Source organism: Streptomyces sp. DSM 116793 (genome assembly GCF_057320905.1).
Genome location: NZ_CM170494.1, coordinates 1,613,264 through 1,631,467 on the forward strand (window position 1 = coordinate 1,613,264; position 18,204 = coordinate 1,631,467).

The window sequence follows — 18,204 nt, forward strand, 5'->3', positions numbered from 1 at the left end:
GACCAGCCGGGGACGGGCCCAGGACGCCCCGGGAGGCCCGAAGCGTCTGCCGCCCGGGAGGCGCCCAGGGCCTCCGGGACCCGGTCCGCCCAGGACGTACGCGCCCGGTTGTGCACCCAAAAGGCCGTACGCGCCACCCGGTTGGCGCACACCCGGGGAACCGCACACGCCGCCCGGGCGTCGAATTGCCGTCCTCCGCGAAGAGGCGCGGCCCGCGGCCGGGGCCGCGCAGCGTGTGGGGCGGGGGACCGCACGGCGATCCAAGGAGCGAAGGCGTGAGCACCGAGCGACCATTTCATGACGGTGGAGAAGAACGGGCACAGGCGGCGCCGCCCGGCGGCCGGGGCGTGGCGGACGCGGGCGGCCCGGACTCGGCGGACGGGGCTGGCCGGCGGCCGCGCAGGACCCGGGTCGCCGTGCTCTCCGTGGCCGCCGCGGTCCTGCTGGCCGGGGGCGGCGGTGCCTATGTCGCGGCGACGGCGTCCGGCGGGGACGGCACGTCGGGCCCGTCCGACGACGGCCACCCCCCGCCGCTCGCCCTCGACGGGTACACCGGCACCGCCGGCTCCGGCGGAACCGGCGGAACCGGCGGAACCGGCGACTCCTCGGGCGGCGCCGGCATCGCCCCCGGCGAACCCGACCCGAGCGGCGTGACGTACCGCGCCGGCAAGGCCCTGCCCGAGGGCCCGTCGTCGGCGCCGGTCTACCACGCCCAGGGGTCGGTGACGGCCGACCGGGTGAGCCGGCTGGCGAGGGCGCTGGGGCTCACCGGCACCCCCCGGAAGTCCGGCGGGAGCTGGCTGGTGGGATCCGGGAAGGACGGCTCGGGGCCGGTGTTGCGGGTGGCCGGGCAGGCCCCGGGCACCTGGACGTTCGCGCGGTACGCGGCGGGCGGCGGCGACGACTGCCCGCGCGGCAAGGAGTGTTCCGCGAACCCGCCCGGCTCCAATCCCGCGGTGAGCGAGCGGGCCGCGCGGACGGCGGCCGCGCCGGTGCTGAAGGCGCTCGGCCAGGACGGCGCGAAGCTCGACGCCCGGCAGACGATGGGCGCCGAGCGGGTGGTGAACGCCGATCCCGAGGTGGGCGGCCTGCCGACGTACGGCTGGTCGACCGGTATCCGGGTCGGCGCGGACGGCACCGTGGTCGGCGGCAGCGGCCGGATGCTGGCACCGGTGAAGGGCGAGACGTACCCGGTGCTCGGCGCCGACAAGACGCTCGGCCTGCTGAACAAGTCCCGGCACGGGTCACTCGCCCCCGGCGCGGGCGGCTGCGGGACCGTCGTGCCCCAGAAGGGACAGGCGAGCCCGGGCCACGCCTGCGTGCACCTGGACGGCGCCGGGGCCCAGGGCGCCGGAGGCCGTCCCGACCCGGGCGCCGGGCCGAGCACGGTCTCGCGGGTGGTGCCGGTGCACGGTGCCGTCTTCGGGCTCGCCACGCACCTGGTCGAGGGTCACCAGGCCCTCGTCCCGTCCTGGCTGTTCGAGGTGCGCCCGCAGGGGGCCGAGGAGAGCTTCACGGTGACGCAGCCGGCCGTGGATCCCAGGTACCTCACCGGCGGGCACGCCTCGGGCAAGCCCACGGAGCCCGGCGGCAAGGACGTGCGCGTGTCGTCGTACACCGCGGACGGCCGGTCGCTGACCGTGCGCTTCTGGGGCGGGGTCTGCACCGACTACACCGCCTCGGCCGACGAGACCGCGGACGAGGTGTCCGTGACGGTGTCCCAGCACCAGAAGGACCCGGACAAGGTCTGTGTGATGATCGCCAAGGAGATCGAGAAGACCGTGACGCTGCACCAGCCGCTGGGCGGCCGCAAGGTGGTGGACAGCACGGGCGCGACGGTACGGCAGGGCTGAGCGGGGCGCACGGCTCGACAAGCGGCGCTGAGCGCGACAGACCGCGCGGAGCGCGACCGAGTGCGCGGGGCACGATGGAGTGCGCGCGCAACGGACGGAGGCGGTGACCCCGGGTCTCAGGGGTCACCGCCTCCGTCGTGCCGCTCACGGCTCGCTCTGCCCGCCCGGTGGAGCGGGCTCGGCGGAGCAGGGCTCAGTGGAACGAGTCGCCGCAGGCGCAGGAGCCCGTGGCGTTCGGGTTGTCGATCGTGAAGCCCTGCTTCTCGATGGTGTCGACGAAGTCGATGGAGGCGCCGCCGAGGTAGGGGGCGCTCATCCGGTCGGTGACGACCTTGACGCCGCCGAACTCCTTGACGACGTCGCCGTCGAGGGAGCGCTCGTCGAAGAAGAGCTGGTACCGCAGGCCTGAGCAGCCACCGGGCTGGACGGCGACGCGCAGCGCGAGGTCGTCCCGGCCTTCCTGGTCGAGCAGGGCCTTGACCTTGGCCGCGGCGGCGTCGGACAGGATGATGCCGTCGGTGGCGGTGGTGGTCTCGTCCGATACGGACATCTACATCTCTCCCGGGTTGTACGGAGACTGCTTGCCGACGGGTCCAACCCCCGGTGCCACGGTTTCATTCCGGGACCGGGTGACCGTCTTCTGTCGCGGTTCTTCTGTCGCCGTTCCTCAGTCGCGGGGGTGCTCCGCGCTGCTTGCCCTCCCATGCTCGCACACCCGCGCCGGCCCGGCGGAGCCGTGGGCGGCACCACGTATCGCGTCACATCGACGCAATGCGCATCGTCAAACTGACGCGAAGGGGATATGATAATAGCGTCAATTCGACGAAAAGTGGTCTCCGTCCACCGGGACCCGTCACAGAGAAAGGGTGCGTGCCGTGACCACCGCCCAGCCCCTGGATGTCCAGCCCACGCCGCTCGCCCTGCTGCTGCTCGGCCGTGCGTCCGACCCGCAGAGCGAGCGCGGCGTCGAGTGCCCCGGCGATCTGCCGGCGCCGTCCGACCCGGACCTGGTGGCGCGGGCGCGTGCCGCCAAGGAACGGCTCGGGGACCGCGTGTTCGTACTGGGCCACCACTACCAGCGCGACGAGGTCATCCAGTTCGCGGACGTCACCGGCGACTCCTTCAAGCTGGCCAGGGACGCGGCGGCCCGTCCGGAGGCCGAGTACATCGTCTTCTGCGGTGTGCACTTCATGGCGGAGTCCGCGGACATCCTGACCTCCGACCGCCAGCAGGTGGTGCTGCCGGACCTGGCGGCGGGCTGCTCGATGGCGGACATGGCCACCGCCGAGCAGGTCGCGGAGTGCTGGGACGTGCTGACGGACGCCGGGGTCGCCGACCTGGTGGTGCCGGTCTCGTACATGAACTCGTCGGCCGACATCAAGGCCTTCACGGGCCGGCACGGCGGCACGATCTGCACCTCCTCCAACGCCCGGCGCGCGCTGGAGTGGGCCTTCGGGCAGCGGGAGCCGGGCGCCGGGAAGGTGCTCTTCCTGCCGGACCAGCACCTCGGCAGGAACACCGCGGTCCGCGAGATGGGCATGTCGCTCGACGACTGCGTCGTCTACAACCCGCACAAACCGGGCGGCGGGCTCACCGCCGAGCAGCTGCGGGCCGCGAAGATGATCCTGTGGCGCGGCCACTGCTCGGTGCACGGCCGCTTCTCGCTGGACTCGGTCAACGAGGTGCGTGAGCGCATCCCGGGCGTGCAGGTGCTGGTGCACCCCGAGTGCCGGCACGAGGTCGTGGCGGCGGCGGACCACGTCGGCTCGACCGAGCGCATCATCCGGCTCCTCGAGGACGCGCCGGCCGGCTCGAAGTGGGCGGTGGGCACGGAGCTGAACCTCGTCCGGCGCCTGGCGAACCGTTTCGCCGACCAGGGCAAGGAGATCGTCTTCCTCGACAGGACGGTCTGCTTCTGCTCGACGATGAACCGGATCGACCTGCCCCACCTGGTCTGGGCGCTGCAGTCGCTGGCCGACGGCAAGGTGGTGAACCGCATCCAGGTGGACGCGGACACCGAGCACTTCGCCAAGCTGGCGCTGGAACGGATGCTGACGCTTCCGTAGCCGCCCTCGCGGGGCGCAGCCCCGCTCCGAAGGGGCGCGGGGAACCGCGCGACAAGCCACACGAGACCGTCAGGTCGTCACCGGACCGGAGGGGCAGTCCCAGCCGGGTCCGACCACCGGCCGGTGGATGGCACCGGCCGGTGGAGGGTTGCCCGCGCCCACGCGGCGGAGCCGCATATCGACACAGCCCCGCGCCCCTGGGTGGACCGGGGGCGCGGGGGGCGCTCAGACCTGGACCGGCTCCGGGCTCTCCGGCCGGGTGGCCGCGGACGACGGTGTGCCGTCGCCCCGGCGCGCCGCGCGCTTCGCGCGCCTCCGCTCCTTGCGGAGCTCGATCATCGCGTAGAGCGTCGGGACGAGCAGCAGCGTCAGCAGCGTGGAGCTGATGAGACCGCCGATCACCACCACCGCCAGCGGCTGGGCGATGAAGCCGCCCTCGCCGGTGACGCCCAGCGCCATCGGGAGCAGCGCGAAGATGGTCGCCAGGGCCGTCATCAGGATCGGACGGAGCCGGTGCCGGCCGCCCTCGATGACCGCGTCGATCGTGCTGTACCCCTTCCTGCGGTACTGGTTGATCAGGTCGATCAGCACGATCGCGTTGGTGACCACGATGCCGATCAGCATCAGCATGCCGATCAGCGCGGGCACGCCCATCGGGGTACCGGTGAGCACCAGCATGCCGATGGCGCCAGTGGCCGCGAACGGGATCGAGACCAGCAGGATCAGCGGCTGCACCAGCGACCGGAACGTCGCGACGAGCAGCATGAAGACGATCGCGACGGCCGCGAGCATCGCCAGGCCCAGGGACGTGAACGCGTCGCTCTGGTCCTGCGAGACACCGCCGATCTGAGCCATGGCGCCCTTGGGCAGCTTCAGGGAGTTGATCTTCGCCTGGAGGGCGCTGCTGACCCCGCCGGTGTTGTCACCGGTCGGCCGGGCCGTGATCGTGGCGGCCCGCTCACCGTCGATGCGGGTCATGGAGACCGGTCCCGCCACCAGTTTGACGTCGGCGATGTCGCCGAGCCGCACCGGGCCGAGCGGGAGCTTCTTCAGCTGTTCCAGGGTGGTGGCGGGCTTGGCGGCGCGGACGACGATGTCGCGTTCGGTGTCGTCGAGGGTCGCCTTGCCGGCCTTGGTGCCGTCGACCGCCTCGGCGACGGCCTGGCCGAGGGTGGTGTCGTTGAACCCGGCCGCGGCGGCCTTGGCGTTCGCCTTGACCGAGATCCGGGGCACGGACTGCGACAGGTCGCTCTGTACGTCCGTCACGTGGTCGAGGCCGGCGACGGCGTCCCTGACCTGGTCGGCCGCGGTGCGCAGCACCCCGGGGTCGGACGCCTTGACCACCACGCTCAGATCCTGGTTGCCGAAGCCGTCCCCCGCGCTGAGGTTGGTCTGCCCGATGCCGGAGAGCTTGCCGAGCCCGTCCTCGATGCGGTGCTGCACGGCGTCGTAGTCGGCGCCGTCCTTCAGGGTGATCTGGTACGAGGCCTGGTTGGTGGCGGTGCTGCCGCCGAAGGCCGCGAGGAAGCCGGAGGAGCCGACGGTGACCTGGTAGTCCTTGATGTCGTCGATGCCGTCGAGCACCGTCTCGACCTTCTTGGCGGCGGCGTCGGTCGTACCCAGGCTGGTGCCGACCTTCATCTCCTGCTTGATGGAGAGGGTCTGCTGCTCGCCCTGGTCGAAGAAGTTGGTCTTCAGCAGGGGCGCCATGCCGAAGGTGGCGACCAGCACCACCACGGCGATGACCACGCTGGTGAAGCGGCGCCTGGTCGCGAACCGCAGCACCGGCACATAGCCGCGCTGCAGCCGGCTGCGTGCCTCCTTCTCCTGGGCGGTGCGCCGTGCCTCGTCCGGGTCGACGTCCCGCACGGACTTGGGGGGCCGCACGAACCAGTAGGACAGCACGGGCACGACGGTCAGCGAGACCAGCAGCGACGCCAGCAGGGCCGCCGTGACGGTCAGCGAGAACGCGCCGAACAGCTCGCCGACCATGCCCCCCACCAGACCGATCGGCAGGAAGACGGCGACCGTGGTGAGCGTGGAGGAGGTGACCGCGCCGGCGACCTCCTTGACGGCGGCGAGGATGGCCGCGGCGCGCTCCTCGCCGTAGCCGATGTGGCGCTTGATGTTCTCCAGGACCACGATCGAGTCGTCCACGACCCGGCCTATCGCGATGGTCAGGGCGCCGAGCGTCAGGACGTTGAGCGACAGGTCCCGGGTCCACAGGACGATCAGCGCGAGCACCACGGAGAGCGGTATCGAGACCGCGGTGACCAGCGTCGAGCGCAGCGACGCCAGGAAGACCAGGATGATGACCACCGCGAAGAGCAGACCGAGCCCGCCCTCGGTGGTCAGGCCGTGGATGGACTTGGAGACCGCCGGGCCCTGGTCGCTGACGACCGTGAGGGCGGCGTCGGAGCCGAGGTCGCGGCGGAGGTCGGGCAGCATGTCCCTGACCGACTTGGAGATGGCGACCGCGCTGCCGTCCCGGTCGGAGGTGACGGACACGGACAGGCTGGGCTTGCCGTCGGTCCGGGTGATGGAGTCGGCGGGCGCCGGCTCCTGCCGCACCTCGGCGATGGCCCCGAGGCGCACGGGGTGCCGCACACCCTCGCCGCCGATCATCAGGTCCCGGATCTGCGCCAGCGAGGTGAAGCCGCCGCCGACCTGGACGCTGCGGTTCTTGCCGCCCTCGTCGAAGGAGCCGGCCGGCACGGTGGCGCCGCCGGCCTGGAGGGCCTGGCCGAGCGCCGCCGGGCTGATGCCGGCCTGCGCCATCTTCGCGTTGTCCGGGGTGACGGTGACCTGGAGGTCCCGCACGCCGTCGACGGTGACCCGGCCGACGCCGTCGATGTTCTTCAGGGCGGGCACGACGGTGCGGTCGAGGCGGTCGGCGAGCGCCTGCTGGTCGATGCCGTCGGCGCTGGCCGCGAGCACGACGGTGGGCAGGTCGTCGGTGGAGCCCGCGATGACCTGGGGGTCGACGTCGGCGGGCAGCCGGGCGCGGTTCACGGCCTGCTGGACGTCGGCGACGATCTGCTTGGTGTCGTTGCCGTAGTCGAACTGCGCCATGACGACGGCGTTGCCCTCGCTGGCGGTGGAGGTGACGCCGGTGATGCCGTCGACCGCCCTGATGTTGTCCTCGAGTGGTTCGATCACCTGCTTCTCGACCACGTCGGGGGACGCGCCCTGGTACGGCGCGAGCACGGAGACCATGGGGAGTTCGATGGTGGGCAGCAGTTGCTGCTTGAGCTGCGGGATCGCGATGGCGCCGAACACGATCGCGATGATCGACATCAGCCCGATCAGGGCCCGTTGCGCGAGGCTGAATCTGGACAGCCAGGACATGGGTGACGGTCTTCCTTCTGTGGCGTGTGTCGGTGGCAAGCGGTTGTGGCGCCCCGCCGGGCGGGCCCGCCGCCGCGGTGGGCGGCGGCGAACGGCTCGGCGCACGGGCCCGGCGGTGCGTGGTGCACGCGGTACCGGCCCGGCGTACGAAGAGGAACGCGGCAACGGAGGGATGGAACGACCCCCCGCCTATACCCTCCGTCATCCCGAGGGCCGGGCTCGTCGCTCCCAGGTCCATTTCCTCGCCCGGGGCCTACTGCGGGCGTAGTACGTCTTCTACACCTTGGGGTCTAGGGGGCTTCTGATGGATCTCCGTGGGAGAAGGAGCGGCGTTCGGTGCGTGCTCTCGGCGTGCCGGGTGCAAGTCCTCGTACTGGGCGTACGTGGGCTTGTGCCCGGTGCGGCGAGTGGGGGTGCCCCCGCGCGAGCGCAGCCGAGCGTGGGGGAGCGTGCCGGGCGTCGCGACGCCACGGAGATCCATCAGAAGCCCCCTAGCCGTGGGCCCGGCCCCGGCGTCAGGGCACCCTGGGCCGGACCAGGCCCGTCTCGTAGGCGATGACGACGAGTTGGGCGCGGTCGCGGGCGCCGAGCTTCGCCATGGCGCGGTTGACGTGCGTCTTGACGGTGAGCGGGCTGACCGCGAGGCGCTCGGCGATCTCGTCGTTGGAGTGGCCTCCCGCGACCTGCACCAGCACCTCGCGCTCCCGTCCCGTGAGGGCGTCCAGCCGTTCGGCGCCGACCGGGTCGCGCCCGTCGGCGCCGTCCTGCTGGGCGAGGAACTTGGCGATCAGGCCCTTGGTGGCGGCCGGCGACAGCAGCGCCTCGCCCGCGGCGGCCACCCGGATCGCGTTGAGCAGTTCCTCCGGCTCGGAGCCCTTGCCGAGGAAGCCGGAGGCTCCGGCGCGCAGGGACTGCACCACGTACTCGTCGACCTCGAAGGTCGTCAGCATCACCACGCGGACGTTCGCGAGGTGGGGGTCGGCGCTGATCAGCCGGGTGGCCGCGAGGCCGTCGGTGCCGGGCATCCGGATGTCCATCAGGACCACGTCGGCGCGCTCGGTGCGGGCCAGCTCGACCGCCTCCGCGCCGTCCGACGCCTCTCCGACCACCTCCATGTCGGGCTCGGAGTCCACCAGGACCCTGAACGCGCTGCGCAGGAGTGCCTGGTCGTCGGCGAGCAGGACCCGGATCGTCATCGCGCCTCCGCCCTGCCCGCGTGCCGGCGCGCACGCGTGGTCGCCTCCCTGGCGGGACGGCGCGCCCGGACGGCGCGGGGGGCCGGGTGGCCGCGTGGCGCGGGCCGCCCGGGTACGGGGCCCTGCGGGGTGGCCGCGCGCGTGCCCGGTGCCGGCTGCCCGGGTGCCCGGCGGCCTGCGGCCGGGAGTTCCCCGCGCCCCTGCGAGGCGGCCGCACAGCCACCCGGCGCCCGGCGGCCCGCCGCCGGGAGCGACACGTCCTGCCCCCTCCGGCCGGCGACGATCCGCGCGACTCGATCCGGCCGGTCGCGCAGTTCCCCGCGCCCCTGCGAGGCGGCCGCACAGCCACCCGGCGCCCGGCGGCCCGCCGCCGGGAGCGACACGTCCTGCCCCCTCCGGCCGGCGACGATCCGCGCGACTCGATCCGGCCGGTCGCGCAGTTCCCCGCGCCCCTGCGAGGCGGCCGCACAGCCACCCGGCGCCCGGCGGCCTGCCGCCGGGAGCGGCACGTGCTGCTCCTTGTGGCCCTGTCGGGCTGCCCTTGTGTGGGTTGTCATGCCCGGTCCCCCGTTGTCCGTCCGGTCCGGCCTGTGTGGGCCTTGACGGGCAGGATCGCATGGACGCGGAAGCCGCCGCCGTGGCGGGGGCCCGCGGTGCAGCTGCCGCCGAGGGCGGTGGCGCGTTCGCGCATGCCGGTCAGGCCGTGGCCGCCGCCCTCGGCGGGGTCGTCGCCGTGCTCCTCCCGCGTGCCCGGCGCGCGGGGCTCCGCGGGGCCGGTGTCGAGCACGGTCAGCTCCAGGTGGTCCCCTGCGCGCACCACGCCGACCTCGGCCCGGGCGCCGGCGCCGGCGTGCTTGCGCACATTGGTGAGGGCCTCCTGGAGGATGCGGTAGGCGGCCAGGTCGACGGCCGCGGGCAGGGTGGTGCCGTGGTCCGCGCGGGCCACGCGCACGGGCAGCCCGGCGTGCCGGAAGGTGTCGACCAGCTCGTCGAGGCGGTCCAGGCCCGGTGCCGGCTCGGTGGGCGCCTCGGGGTCGCCGGACTGGCGCAGCAGGCCCACGGTGGCGCGCAGCTCGCCGAGGGCGGTGCGGCTGGCCTCCCGTACGTGCGCGAGGGCCTCCTTGGCCTGGTCGGGGCGCTTGTCCATGACGTGGGCGGCGACCCCGGCCTGCACGTTGACCAGGGCGATGTGGTGGGCGACGACGTCGTGCAGGTCGCGGGCGATGCGCAGCCGCTCCTCGGCGACCCTGCGGCGGGCCTCCTCCTCGCGGGTGCGCTCGGCGCGCTCGGCCCGCTCCCGGATGGCGTGCACGAACGCACGGCGGCTGCGCACGGCGTCGCCCGCGGCAGCGGCCATGCCGGTCCAGGCGAAGATGCCGATGTTCTCCTGTGCGTACCAGGGCAGCGGGCCCGCCAGCATGGCGGCGGCGGTGAGGACGGTGGCGGTGAGCAGGCCGACCCGCCAGGTGGTGGGCCGGTCGGTGGCGGCGGCGACGGTGTAGAGCGCGACGACGGCGCACATGGCGACGGGGGTGCGGGGCTCACCGGAGAGCAGCTCCGTCAGGGAGACGGCTCCGGTGGCGGCGAGCACGGCCAGCGGAGAGCGGCGCCGGAAGACCAGGGTGGCGGAGCCGAGCACCATCAGGACCAGGCTCAGCGCGTCCGGGGTGTGAGCGGCGATGAACGGGCCGTGCCGCCCCCTGGGGTCGGCGAAGGAACCGGCGATCATGCAGATCAGGACGCCGGTGGCCAGGGCGGCGTCCAGCGCCGAGGGATGGCTGCGGAGCCAGGCGTGGGCTGCGGTCAGGGGTCTCACGGTGTGTTCTGGAGCCGGTGCGGGAGGTGCCGGGGTCCGGGCGGGGTGCCCGGTGCGGCGGTGTCCGGTGCAGGGGGCGGTGGACCGGTGCGGGAGGGAGGCTGGAGGCCGGGACGGGAGGGCTGGAGGCCGGTACACGGGTGCTGGAGGCCGGGACGGGAGGGCTGGAGGCGGTACGTGGATGCTGGAAGCGTGACCCACTCCCGCCCGGTCCCGTGGCACCCGCGGCCGGGTGTCAGCCGGGGATCAGGCCGTCGTCGGCGAGCAGGGAGCGGACCTCCTCCAGGGTGGCGTCGGGAGCGGGCAGGATCAGCTCTGAGGGCTCCAGGGAGTCGTCGGGCACGGGCTCGCCCAGCTCACGGACCTTTTCGAGGAGCGCGTGCAGCGTCCGGCGGAAGCCGGGGCTGTCGCCGCGCTCCATCTCCGCGAGCAGGTCGGTGTCGAGTGTGTTCAGCTCGTCGATGCGGCTGTCGGCCAGCACCAGCTGGCCCTCCCCCATGATCCGAACGATCATGACGCCCTCCTAGGCGTGACCCACCTCGTGACCTACCGCGGTGGGGGTTTCACTGCTTGTCGAAGCGCGGCGTGTCCTGGGGCTGCTGCTGGCGGCCGCTCTGCTGGCCGTTCTGGCCGCCCTCGATGGCCTGCTGCTGGGAGCCCCCGGCCAGCTCCGCCTTCATCCGCTGCAATTCCAGCTCCACGTCCGTACCGCCGGAGATGCGGTCGAGCTCGGCGGCGATGTCGTCCTTGGCCATGCCGGTCGGGTCGTCGAGCGCACCGGACGCCAGCAGCTCGTCGATGGCGCCCGCACGGGCCTGCATCTGGGCCGTCTTGTCCTCGGCGCGCTGGATCGCCAGGCCGACGTCGCCCATCTCCTCGGAGATGCCGGAGAAGGCCTCGCCGATCCTGGTCTGCGCCTGGGCGGCGGTGTAGGTGGCCTTGATGGTCTCCTTCTTGGTACGGAAGGCGTCCACCTTGGCCTGCAGGCGCTGGGCCGCGAGGGTGAGCTTCTCCTCCTCGCCCTGCAGGGTCTGGTGCTGCGACTCCAGGTCCGTGACCTGCTGCTGGAGCGCCGCGCGGCGGGAGAGCGCCTCGCGTGCGAGGTCCTCACGGCCCAGCGCGAGGGCCTTGCGGCCCTGCTCCTCCAGCTTGGTCGACTGGCTCTGCAGCTGACCCATCTGAAGCTCCAGGCGCTTGCGGGAGGTCGCCACGTCGGCCACACCGCGGCGCACCTTCTGCAGCAGCTCCAGCTGCTTCTGGTACGAGTAGTCGAGGGTTTCGCGCGGGTCCTCGGCCCGGTCAAGGGCCTTGTTCGCCTTCGCGCGGAAGATCATCCCCATACGCTTCATGACACCGCTCATGGGCTTCGCGCGCCCCCTTCTGACAGGCTTCCAGCTCCAGCTCCAACAGAACCCACAGTACGGGCCCTGCATCCATTACCGCACTGTTCCGACGTGGATACGGTCATCCCCAAGGACGACTGCGTCCCTCGGGGCTCCGGCGTAAGGAGTAGGTGCCTTTCGGGGGAGCTCCCGGGTGGGCAAGCGGATTACTCGGCTACGTCCGGTCTGCCCCTGTAAAGACGCCCGGCGTTGCCGGATCGTTCCCCACGCACGTGCGGCCGGCCCACCCCCACCACGTACCCTTGGTCATTGTGTTCCGAAGCCGTGCCAAGGATGAGAAGGCCGACGCCGCGAAGGCGCCGGTGAGCGACGCGACGCCGCCCCGTGACCCGCAGGCCCCGAAGGGCCGGCCGACGCCCAAGCGCAGCCAGGCGCAGTCGCAGCGGCGCAGCGTGGCCAACACCCCGCTGACCCGCAAGGACGCCGCCCGGCGGCAGCGCGAGGCGCGCCGGGAGCAGATGGAGCGCCAGCGCCAGGCGCTGGCCACCGGCGACGAGCGCTACCTCCCCGCGCGCGACAAGGGTCCCGTGCGCCGGTACGCGCGGGACTTCATCGACTCGCGCTTCAACGTCGCGGAGTTCTTCCTGCCGCTCGCGGTGGTGATCCTCGTCCTGAGCATGGTCCGGGTGGGCGCGCTGCAGAGCATCGCGCTGCTGCTGTGGCTGGTGGTGATCGTCCTGATCGTCCTGGACTCGGTCGCGACCTCGGTCCGGCTGCGGAAGCGGCTGGCGGAGCGCTTCCCCGGCCAGCCGACCCGGGGCGCGGTGCCCTACGCGCTGATGCGCTCGCTCCAGATGCGCCGGCTCCGGATGCCGAAGCCGCAGGTCAAGCGCGGAGAGCGGCCCTGAGACCGGGGCCGGATCCGGCTCCCGGCCCGCAGGCGGGAGCCGCCGGCTTCACGGAGGGTGCGAGCGCCTGGCTGAGGGGCCTCGGCGGGCTGCGCAACGCCGTACGGCAGGAGCTGGTCGCGCGGCAGCTCGACGAACAGATCGCGGCCCGCTTCCCCGTGGGGCAGCGGCTGCGGGTGCTGGACGTGGGCATGGGCCAGGGCACACAGGCGCTGCGGCTGGCCAGGGCCGGCCATGAGGTGACCGGCCTGGAGGAGAACCCGGACATGCTGGCCACCGCCCGTGCGGCGCTGGAGGCCGAGCCGGAGGGCATCAGGCGACGGGTGCGGCTGGTGGAGGGCGACGGCCGGGACACCGGGGTGCACTTCCTGCCCGGCACCTTCGACGTGGTGCTCTGCCACGGCGTGCTGATGTACGTGGCCGAGCCGGACGCGCTGCTCGCCGGCCTCGCCCGGGTGCTGGCCTCGGGCGGCCTGCTGTCGCTGCTGGTGCGCAACGGCGACGCGCTCGCGATGCGGCCCGGGCTCGCCGGGGACTGGCCGGGCGCGCTGGCCGCGTTCGGCACGGACACGTACACGAACCGCCTCGGCCTGCGGGTACGCGCCGACCGCCTGGACGCCCTCACCGCCACACTGGCCGGTATCGGGGCGCCGCTGGCCGCCTGGTACGGCGTCCGGGTCTTCACCGACGGGGCCCCCGACGACGCGGTGCTGCCCGCCGAGCCCGAGGCGCTGCTGGCGGCGGAGGAGCGGGCGGGGCGCACGGATCCCTATCGGAGGGTGGCGGCGTTGCTGCATCTGTGTGGGGTGCGGGGCTGAGGCGCCTGCGGCGCCGTCTGAGGGGCGTGGTGCCTCTTGAGACGGGCGCGATCCGCCGGTCCGTCGTGGCCTGTCGCGCACCCCTTGAGGCAGTCGCGACCCCACGGCCCGTCGTGGCCTGTCGCGCAGTTCCCCGCGCCCCCTTGCGGGCGCCTGCGGCGCCATCCGAGCAGCATGTGCCCCTTGAGGCAGTCGCGACCCCACGGCCCATCGTGGCCTGTCGCGCAGTTCCCCGCGCCCCCTTGCGGGCGCCTGCGGCGCCATTGTGTCGCCGGTTCCGGCGCGCTGGTCTCCCGGTCCTCTCCCCCTGAACGGACCCTCAGGGCGGGCCCGGTGTGGTGGGTGGAAGGGATACTCCGGGCATGGATCTCTTCTCTGCGGGGTCCCGCACGGGGCGTGCCGCGGTGCTGTGGACCGCTGCCGTCTGCTTCGGCGGGGCGCTGCTGCTCGGTGGCTGTGCGGGCGACTCCGGCTCCGGGGCGGCGGGGACGGCCACGGGTGGTGCGGCGTCACGCGGGGCTGACGGGGGCGGGCGGACGGTTCCGCACGCGGGCGACGACCTGCAGAGCGCCTACGAGCGGGTGATCAGCCAGGTGCTGCCGTCGGTGGTGCAGATCCAGGGCCGCAGGGCGCTCGGCTCCGGCATCGTCTACGACGGGCAGGGGCACCTCGTCACCAACGCGCACGTCGTGGGCGGCGAGAAGTCCTTCAAGGTGACCACGGCGCACAGCCGGCGGGCGCTGACCGCGAAGCTGGTGTACGCCTACGCCCCGCAGGACCTCGCGGTCGTGAAGCTGGACCGGGTGCCGGCCGGGCTCCGCGCGGCGTCGTTCGGCGACACCTCGGCGGTGCGGGTCGGCCAGATCGTGCTGGCGATGGGCTCGCCGCTCGGGCTGTCGTCCAGCGTCACCCAGGGGATCGTCTCGGCGACCGGGCGGACGGTCACGGAGGGCGGCGACGGCGGCCCCGGCGGGGGCACCGGGGCGACCATCACGGACATGGTGCAGACCTCGGCCGCGATCAACCCGGGCAACAGCGGCGGGGCGCTGGTGGGCCTGGACGGCAAGGTCATCGGTATCCCGACGCTCGCCGCGACCGACCCCGACCTGGGCGGCAGCGCGCCCGGCATCGGCTTCGCCATCCCGTCCCGGACGGTCACCACCATCGCCGGCCAGATCATCTCCAGCGGCCGGGTCACCGACTCGGGACGGGCGGCGCTCGGCATCACGGCGCGCACCGTCCTCGGCGACGACTCCGAGCCGGACGGCGTGGCCGTGGTGAGAGTGCACAGGCGCGGCGCGGCGGACCGGGCGGGCCTGCGGGCGGGCGACGTCATCACCCGCCTGGACGACACCCGGATCACCACGATCACCTCCCTCTCCCAGGCCCTGGCACACCGCAGGCCCGGGGCCACGGCACGGGTGAGGTACGTCCGCGACGGCGACGAGCGGACGGCCCGCGTGCGGCTGGGCACGATGTAGTCCGGGCGTGACCTCCGTGGCCGCGAACGGACTTCCCAGGCCCGGCACGGGACCGGGCCCGGCCCCGTCCGTCCCGCGGCCCGGCCCAGCGGGCTCTGCGGCCTGCCCAGCCGGACGTGCGGCCGTACCGGCTGCCTCCGCGCGGGCGCGGGATCCGGGCCCGAGGGACGGCACGTCCCCCGGACGGCGGTAGCCGCGGCACCGGTGCGCCGGGGCAGCGGGGGCCCGGGGACGTCAGGTGCCCGGGGCGTCGTCCGGGTGGAGGCTCATGGGGCCGTAGACCTTCGTGGCGTCCTCGAAGAGCGTCGCCTGGTCCGCCCCGCCCTCGGCGATCGGCTTCCAGTACTCGCCGAGCCACGACTCCGCATCGCCCTGCGTGGTGAACTCCTCCGGCTGGACGGCGGGCTGCACCTCGGTCCCGTCCGACGTCTCGAACCGCCACGTCCATGCCACCATGCGAGCCTCCCGGGGTTCCACAGCCGCCTGATCAGGCGCCCTGATCCGCCTGAAGCCTAGCCGGACGCGCAGCCCGTGCGGGGGCGCGGGAGGATCTTCCCGTGGAAGTCACTCTGCTCGGTACCGGCGGCCCGGCCGGCCTGCCCCGCCCCGGCTGCCCCTGCGCCGCCTGTGCGACGGCGCGCGGCGAGGACGCGCGCGCCGCCACCGCGGTCCTGGTGGACGGCACCCTGTTGCTCGACCTGACGCCGGGCCTCGCCCTGACCGCGGCCCGTGCGGGCCACTCCCTGGGCGGGGTGCGCCAGGTACTGCTCTCCCACGCGCACGCCGGCCCCCCGGTGGAGGTGCCCGCGGAGCTGCCCGAGCCGGGCCGGGTGCCGGAGGGGCGCGAGCTGGCGCTGCTCTCCGGCCACCGGGTGCGCGCCGTCGCCCTGGACTCCCCCGGCACGGGCTACGAGGTGCTGGGCCGCGACGGGTCACGGCTGCTGTACCTGCCGCCCGGCGGGGCGCCCGCGCAGCCGGCGACCCGGCAGGCGCCGTACGACATGGTGCTCGCCGACGTCCTGGGCCGCCCGGACGCCCTGGCCCGGCTGCGGGCGGCCGGCGCGGTGGGCGCGGCCACCGACGTGCTCGCGGTCCACCTGGACCACACCGTCCCGCCCGGCGCCGAGCTGCGCCGGAGGCTGACCGCCGCGGGCGCGAGGGCGGTGCCGGACGGCACCCGGGCGACCGCCGGGTCGTACCGCATGGGCAACGGCGGCACCGGGCAGGGCACGCCGACCGTCCCGGGCGTGGCCGCCGTGCCCGACGTGCCGGACCTGCCCGCCGTGCCGCGCCGCACGCTGGTGCTGGGCGGGGCGCGCTCGGGCAAGTCCGCGGAGGCGGAGCGGCGCCTGGAGACGTTCCCCGAGGTGCTGTACGTGGCGACGGGCGGCACCCGTGCCGGCGACGCCGAGTGGGCGGCCCGGGTCCGTGCGCACCGCGAACGCCGGCCCGGTTCCTGGGACACCGTGGAGACCTGCGACCTCGTCCCACTGCTCGCCTCGGACGGTCCCGTGCTGCTCATCGACTGCCTGTCGCTCTGGCTGACCACGATGATGGACGAGGTGGACGCCTGGGACGACGACGAGTGGGCCGCGGGCGGCGAGCGGGAGCTGCGGCGCCGGGTGGCGGCGCTCACGGAGGCGGTGCGCCGCACGCCCCGCACTCTCGTCGCCGTCTCGAACGAGGTGGGGTCCGGCATCGTCCCGGCCACCGCGTCCGGCCGGCGCTACCGCGACGAACTCGGCCGTCTGAACGCGGGGTTCGCCGCGGAGTGCGAGCACGTCCTGCTGATGGTGGCGGGGCAGCCCCTCCCCCTCCGCTGACCCCGGCCCACCTGCCGGTGGGGGCCACCGGGCCGAGCCCCTTGGGGCCGCGTTCCCGGCCACCGGCCGGTGAGGCCGCACCCCGGTACTCAAAAGGGGCGCGGGGAACCGCGCGACCAACCACGGCACACCCGCAGCACACCACCGGACCCAGCCCCTCACGGCATCGTCGCCGGCCACCGGCCGGTGGAGCGTGAACGCGCGGTTCCCCGCGCCCCTGTCGGGGCGCGCCGCGCCGCTCACCTGCGGGCGATGATGCGGTACGCGTTGGCGAAGCGGGTACGGCGGGCCGCGGGGGCGAGCAGGCGGTCGGCGGCGTGGGCCGCGGCGACGGCGGGGGCGCCCGCGCGCAGCAGCGCGGCCCGACGGGCGCGGCGCAGCGCCCCGGGCCGCTGCGGACGGGGCGGCGCCCCGGGCTGTGGGAGGCAGCGGTCCAGCAGCAGCACGAGGGCCGCGGTGAGGTCGTAGGGGACGTGCGCGGCGCGGCGCTCGGCGCTGATCACCGTGTAGCCGAGGTCCTCCAGCGCGCGCCGGAGATTGCGCAGCGGCATCAGGTGGAGGTGCTGCGGCTGGAGGTGCGAGATCCACCAGCGGCCGAGCAGTGCCGCGAACCGGCTCTCGGGGTCGGCGGTCTCGACGAGCAGGTGCCCGCCGGGCCGCAGCACCGTGCGCGCGGCGGCCAGTTCGGCACGCGGGTCCGGGCTGTGCTCCAGGTGGTGGAACATGCTCACCGCGTCGTAGCGGCCCGCGAGGCGCGGTGCGAGTTCGGACAGGGTGCCGCGGTGCGCCTCGTCGATGTGGCCGTCCGCGGCGGCCAGTTCGACGACGGCGCCCGTGTCGAGACCGTCGAACGCGATGTACGGGTGCGCCTCCTTGGCCACGGCCGGGAAGAGCGCCCGGCCGGTGCCGACGTCCAGCCAGCTCTCCGGCTCCCCGAAGCGCAGCAGCGCGTCCGCCGCCGCCCGGTGCCGGCGCGGACTGTGCCGGGCGCCCAGGAGCCGTTCCGCGACCGCGGGTCCGAGGCCGTCGTGCAGGTCACGGCAGTGGAAGTCGCGGCCCGCCGCGGTCAGGCAGGGGTTCTGGAAGGTGTGGGCGCAGTCCTGGCAGCGGTCGAGTACGAAGCGGCCGTCCTTGTGCTGGAGCAGGTCGGGGGTGCGCAGCCGGGTGCGCAGCCGGCGCGAGCCGCACCAGGGACAGTCGGTGCGGCGCGGCTCCTTGAGTCCCCCGGTGCGGGGCTCGGCCCCCGCCTGGTGCGCCCGGTGCCGCTCCGCGGCCTGCTCGGTGGGGGGCATGGCACCTCCGTGGTCCGCGCCGCGCGGCCCGGTGGGCCAGCGCTCCGGTGTCCCGGTGCCCCGGTACGCAACGAGCCGTACGACAATCCACAATCTCGTACAAAACGGAACGTATGGGATCGGCGCGTCGGACGCAATGAGGCTGACGCCTCGCACGTGCGTGGCGCGGGACGGCGGCGGTCCCGGCGCCCGGCGGGCCCCGGGTGACGGCCCGTCGCGGGGTGGGCCGGGGTGGTGCCGGTACTGTTCGGCGAATGAGC

The 18,204-nt window shown here is 74.2% G+C and carries 14 protein-coding genes; 6 read left to right on the forward strand and 8 right to left on the reverse strand.

Features of this window, described 5'->3' with window-relative positions; translation table 11 throughout:
* The first annotated feature begins 275 nt into the window (after positions 1-275).
* Positions 276-1,853: a hypothetical protein gene (locus ACSMXW_RS06805; RefSeq protein WP_485804565.1), complete on the forward strand. Its 1,578-nt coding sequence runs from the start codon at positions 276-278 to the stop codon at positions 1,851-1,853.
* Positions 1,854-2,046: 193 nt separating this feature from the next.
* Here ACSMXW_RS06805 and ACSMXW_RS06810 read toward each other — a convergent pair whose 3' ends face one another.
* The gene (locus ACSMXW_RS06810; protein ID WP_485804566.1) at positions 2,047-2,403 is read right to left on the reverse strand and encodes an iron-sulfur cluster assembly accessory protein; all 357 of its coding nucleotides are present in this window, start codon (positions 2,401-2,403) and stop codon (positions 2,047-2,049) included.
* A 325-nt stretch (positions 2,404-2,728) separates the two neighbouring features.
* On the opposite strand from ACSMXW_RS06810, the gene nadA reads away from it, so the two are divergent.
* Entirely contained in the window at positions 2,729-3,919 is a 1,191-nt protein-coding gene (gene nadA, locus ACSMXW_RS06815) for a quinolinate synthase NadA (protein ID WP_485804567.1), read from the forward strand.
* A 225-nt stretch (positions 3,920-4,144) separates the two neighbouring features.
* On the opposite strand, the gene ACSMXW_RS06820 is transcribed toward nadA, so the two are convergent.
* The 5 genes from ACSMXW_RS06820 to ACSMXW_RS06840 all read right to left on the reverse strand — a co-directional run bounded on the left by ACSMXW_RS06820 (position 4,145) and on the right by ACSMXW_RS06840 (position 11,640).
* Positions 4,145-7,267: an efflux RND transporter permease subunit gene (locus tag ACSMXW_RS06820; RefSeq protein ID WP_485804568.1), complete on the reverse strand. Its 3,123-nt coding sequence runs from the start codon at positions 7,265-7,267 to the stop codon at positions 4,145-4,147.
* Positions 7,268-7,782: 515 nt separating this feature from the next.
* Complete coding sequence (locus ACSMXW_RS06825; RefSeq protein WP_485804569.1) at positions 7,783-8,463, reverse strand: response regulator; 681 nt, start codon at positions 8,461-8,463, stop codon at positions 7,783-7,785.
* Between the two features lie 553 nt (positions 8,464-9,016).
* Complete coding sequence (locus ACSMXW_RS06830) at positions 9,017-10,279, reverse strand: sensor histidine kinase (protein WP_485804570.1); 1,263 nt, start codon at positions 10,277-10,279, stop codon at positions 9,017-9,019.
* 235 nt (positions 10,280-10,514) lie between these two features.
* Positions 10,515-10,793, reverse strand: coding sequence for a PspA-associated protein PspAA (pspAA, locus tag ACSMXW_RS06835; RefSeq protein WP_485804571.1), 279 nt, complete (start codon positions 10,791-10,793; stop codon positions 10,515-10,517).
* Positions 10,794-10,842: 49 nt separating this feature from the next.
* Positions 10,843-11,640: a PspA/IM30 family protein gene (locus tag ACSMXW_RS06840; protein ID WP_485804572.1), complete on the reverse strand. Its 798-nt coding sequence runs from the start codon at positions 11,638-11,640 to the stop codon at positions 10,843-10,845.
* Between the two features lie 254 nt (positions 11,641-11,894).
* Here ACSMXW_RS06840 and ACSMXW_RS06845 point away from each other — a divergent pair, with 254 nt between their 5' ends.
* The 3 genes from ACSMXW_RS06845 to ACSMXW_RS06855 all read left to right on the forward strand — a co-directional run bounded on the left by ACSMXW_RS06845 (position 11,895) and on the right by ACSMXW_RS06855 (position 14,829).
* Complete coding sequence (locus ACSMXW_RS06845) at positions 11,895-12,530, forward strand: DUF3043 domain-containing protein (protein WP_485804573.1); 636 nt, start codon at positions 11,895-11,897, stop codon at positions 12,528-12,530.
* 71 nt (positions 12,531-12,601) lie between these two features.
* Complete coding sequence (locus ACSMXW_RS06850; RefSeq protein WP_485807861.1) at positions 12,602-13,348, forward strand: class I SAM-dependent methyltransferase; 747 nt, start codon at positions 12,602-12,604, stop codon at positions 13,346-13,348.
* A gap of 362 nt (positions 13,349-13,710) precedes the next feature.
* The gene (locus tag ACSMXW_RS06855) at positions 13,711-14,829 is read left to right on the forward strand and encodes a S1C family serine protease (protein ID WP_485804574.1); all 1,119 of its coding nucleotides are present in this window, start codon (positions 13,711-13,713) and stop codon (positions 14,827-14,829) included.
* Positions 14,830-15,063: 234 nt separating this feature from the next.
* Here the strand turns inward: ACSMXW_RS06855 and ACSMXW_RS06860 are convergent, their stop codons facing one another.
* Positions 15,064-15,285, reverse strand: coding sequence for a hypothetical protein (locus ACSMXW_RS06860; RefSeq protein ID WP_485804575.1), 222 nt, complete (start codon positions 15,283-15,285; stop codon positions 15,064-15,066).
* A gap of 101 nt (positions 15,286-15,386) precedes the next feature.
* On the opposite strand from ACSMXW_RS06860, the gene ACSMXW_RS06865 reads away from it, so the two are divergent.
* Positions 15,387-16,652 carry a bifunctional adenosylcobinamide kinase/adenosylcobinamide-phosphate guanylyltransferase gene (locus ACSMXW_RS06865; RefSeq protein ID WP_485804576.1) on the forward strand — a complete coding sequence of 422 codons (1,266 nt, stop codon included), beginning with the start codon at positions 15,387-15,389 and terminating at the stop codon, positions 16,650-16,652.
* A 239-nt stretch (positions 16,653-16,891) separates the two neighbouring features.
* Here ACSMXW_RS06865 and ACSMXW_RS06870 read toward each other — a convergent pair whose 3' ends face one another.
* Positions 16,892-17,944, reverse strand: a complete 1,053-nt coding sequence (locus ACSMXW_RS06870) for a class I SAM-dependent methyltransferase (RefSeq protein WP_485804577.1) — start codon at positions 17,942-17,944, stop codon at positions 16,892-16,894.
* Positions 17,945-18,204 lie beyond the last annotated feature (260 nt).

Excerpts from the sequence above, each read along its gene's own strand:
- pspAA (WP_485804571.1), bottom strand. The coding sequence starts at position 10,793 with ATGATCGTTCGGATCATGGGGGAGGGCCAGCTGGTGCTGGCCGACAGC.
- ACSMXW_RS06820 (WP_485804568.1), bottom strand. The coding sequence starts at position 7,267 with ATGTCCTGGCTGTCCAGATTCAGCCTCGCGCAACGGGCCCTGATCGGG.
- ACSMXW_RS06825 (WP_485804569.1), bottom strand. The coding sequence starts at position 8,463 with ATGACGATCCGGGTCCTGCTCGCCGACGACCAGGCACTCCTGCGCAGC.
- ACSMXW_RS06840 (WP_485804572.1), bottom strand. The coding sequence starts at position 11,640 with ATGAGCGGTGTCATGAAGCGTATGGGGATGATCTTCCGCGCGAAGGCG.
- ACSMXW_RS06860 (WP_485804575.1), bottom strand. The coding sequence starts at position 15,285 with ATGGTGGCATGGACGTGGCGGTTCGAGACGTCGGACGGGACCGAGGTG.
- ACSMXW_RS06870 (WP_485804577.1), bottom strand. The coding sequence starts at position 17,944 with ATGCCCCCCACCGAGCAGGCCGCGGAGCGGCACCGGGCGCACCAGGCG.
- ACSMXW_RS06855 (WP_485804574.1), top strand. The coding sequence starts at position 13,711 with ATGGATCTCTTCTCTGCGGGGTCCCGCACGGGGCGTGCCGCGGTGCTG.
- ACSMXW_RS06810 (WP_485804566.1), bottom strand. The coding sequence starts at position 2,403 with ATGTCCGTATCGGACGAGACCACCACCGCCACCGACGGCATCATCCTG.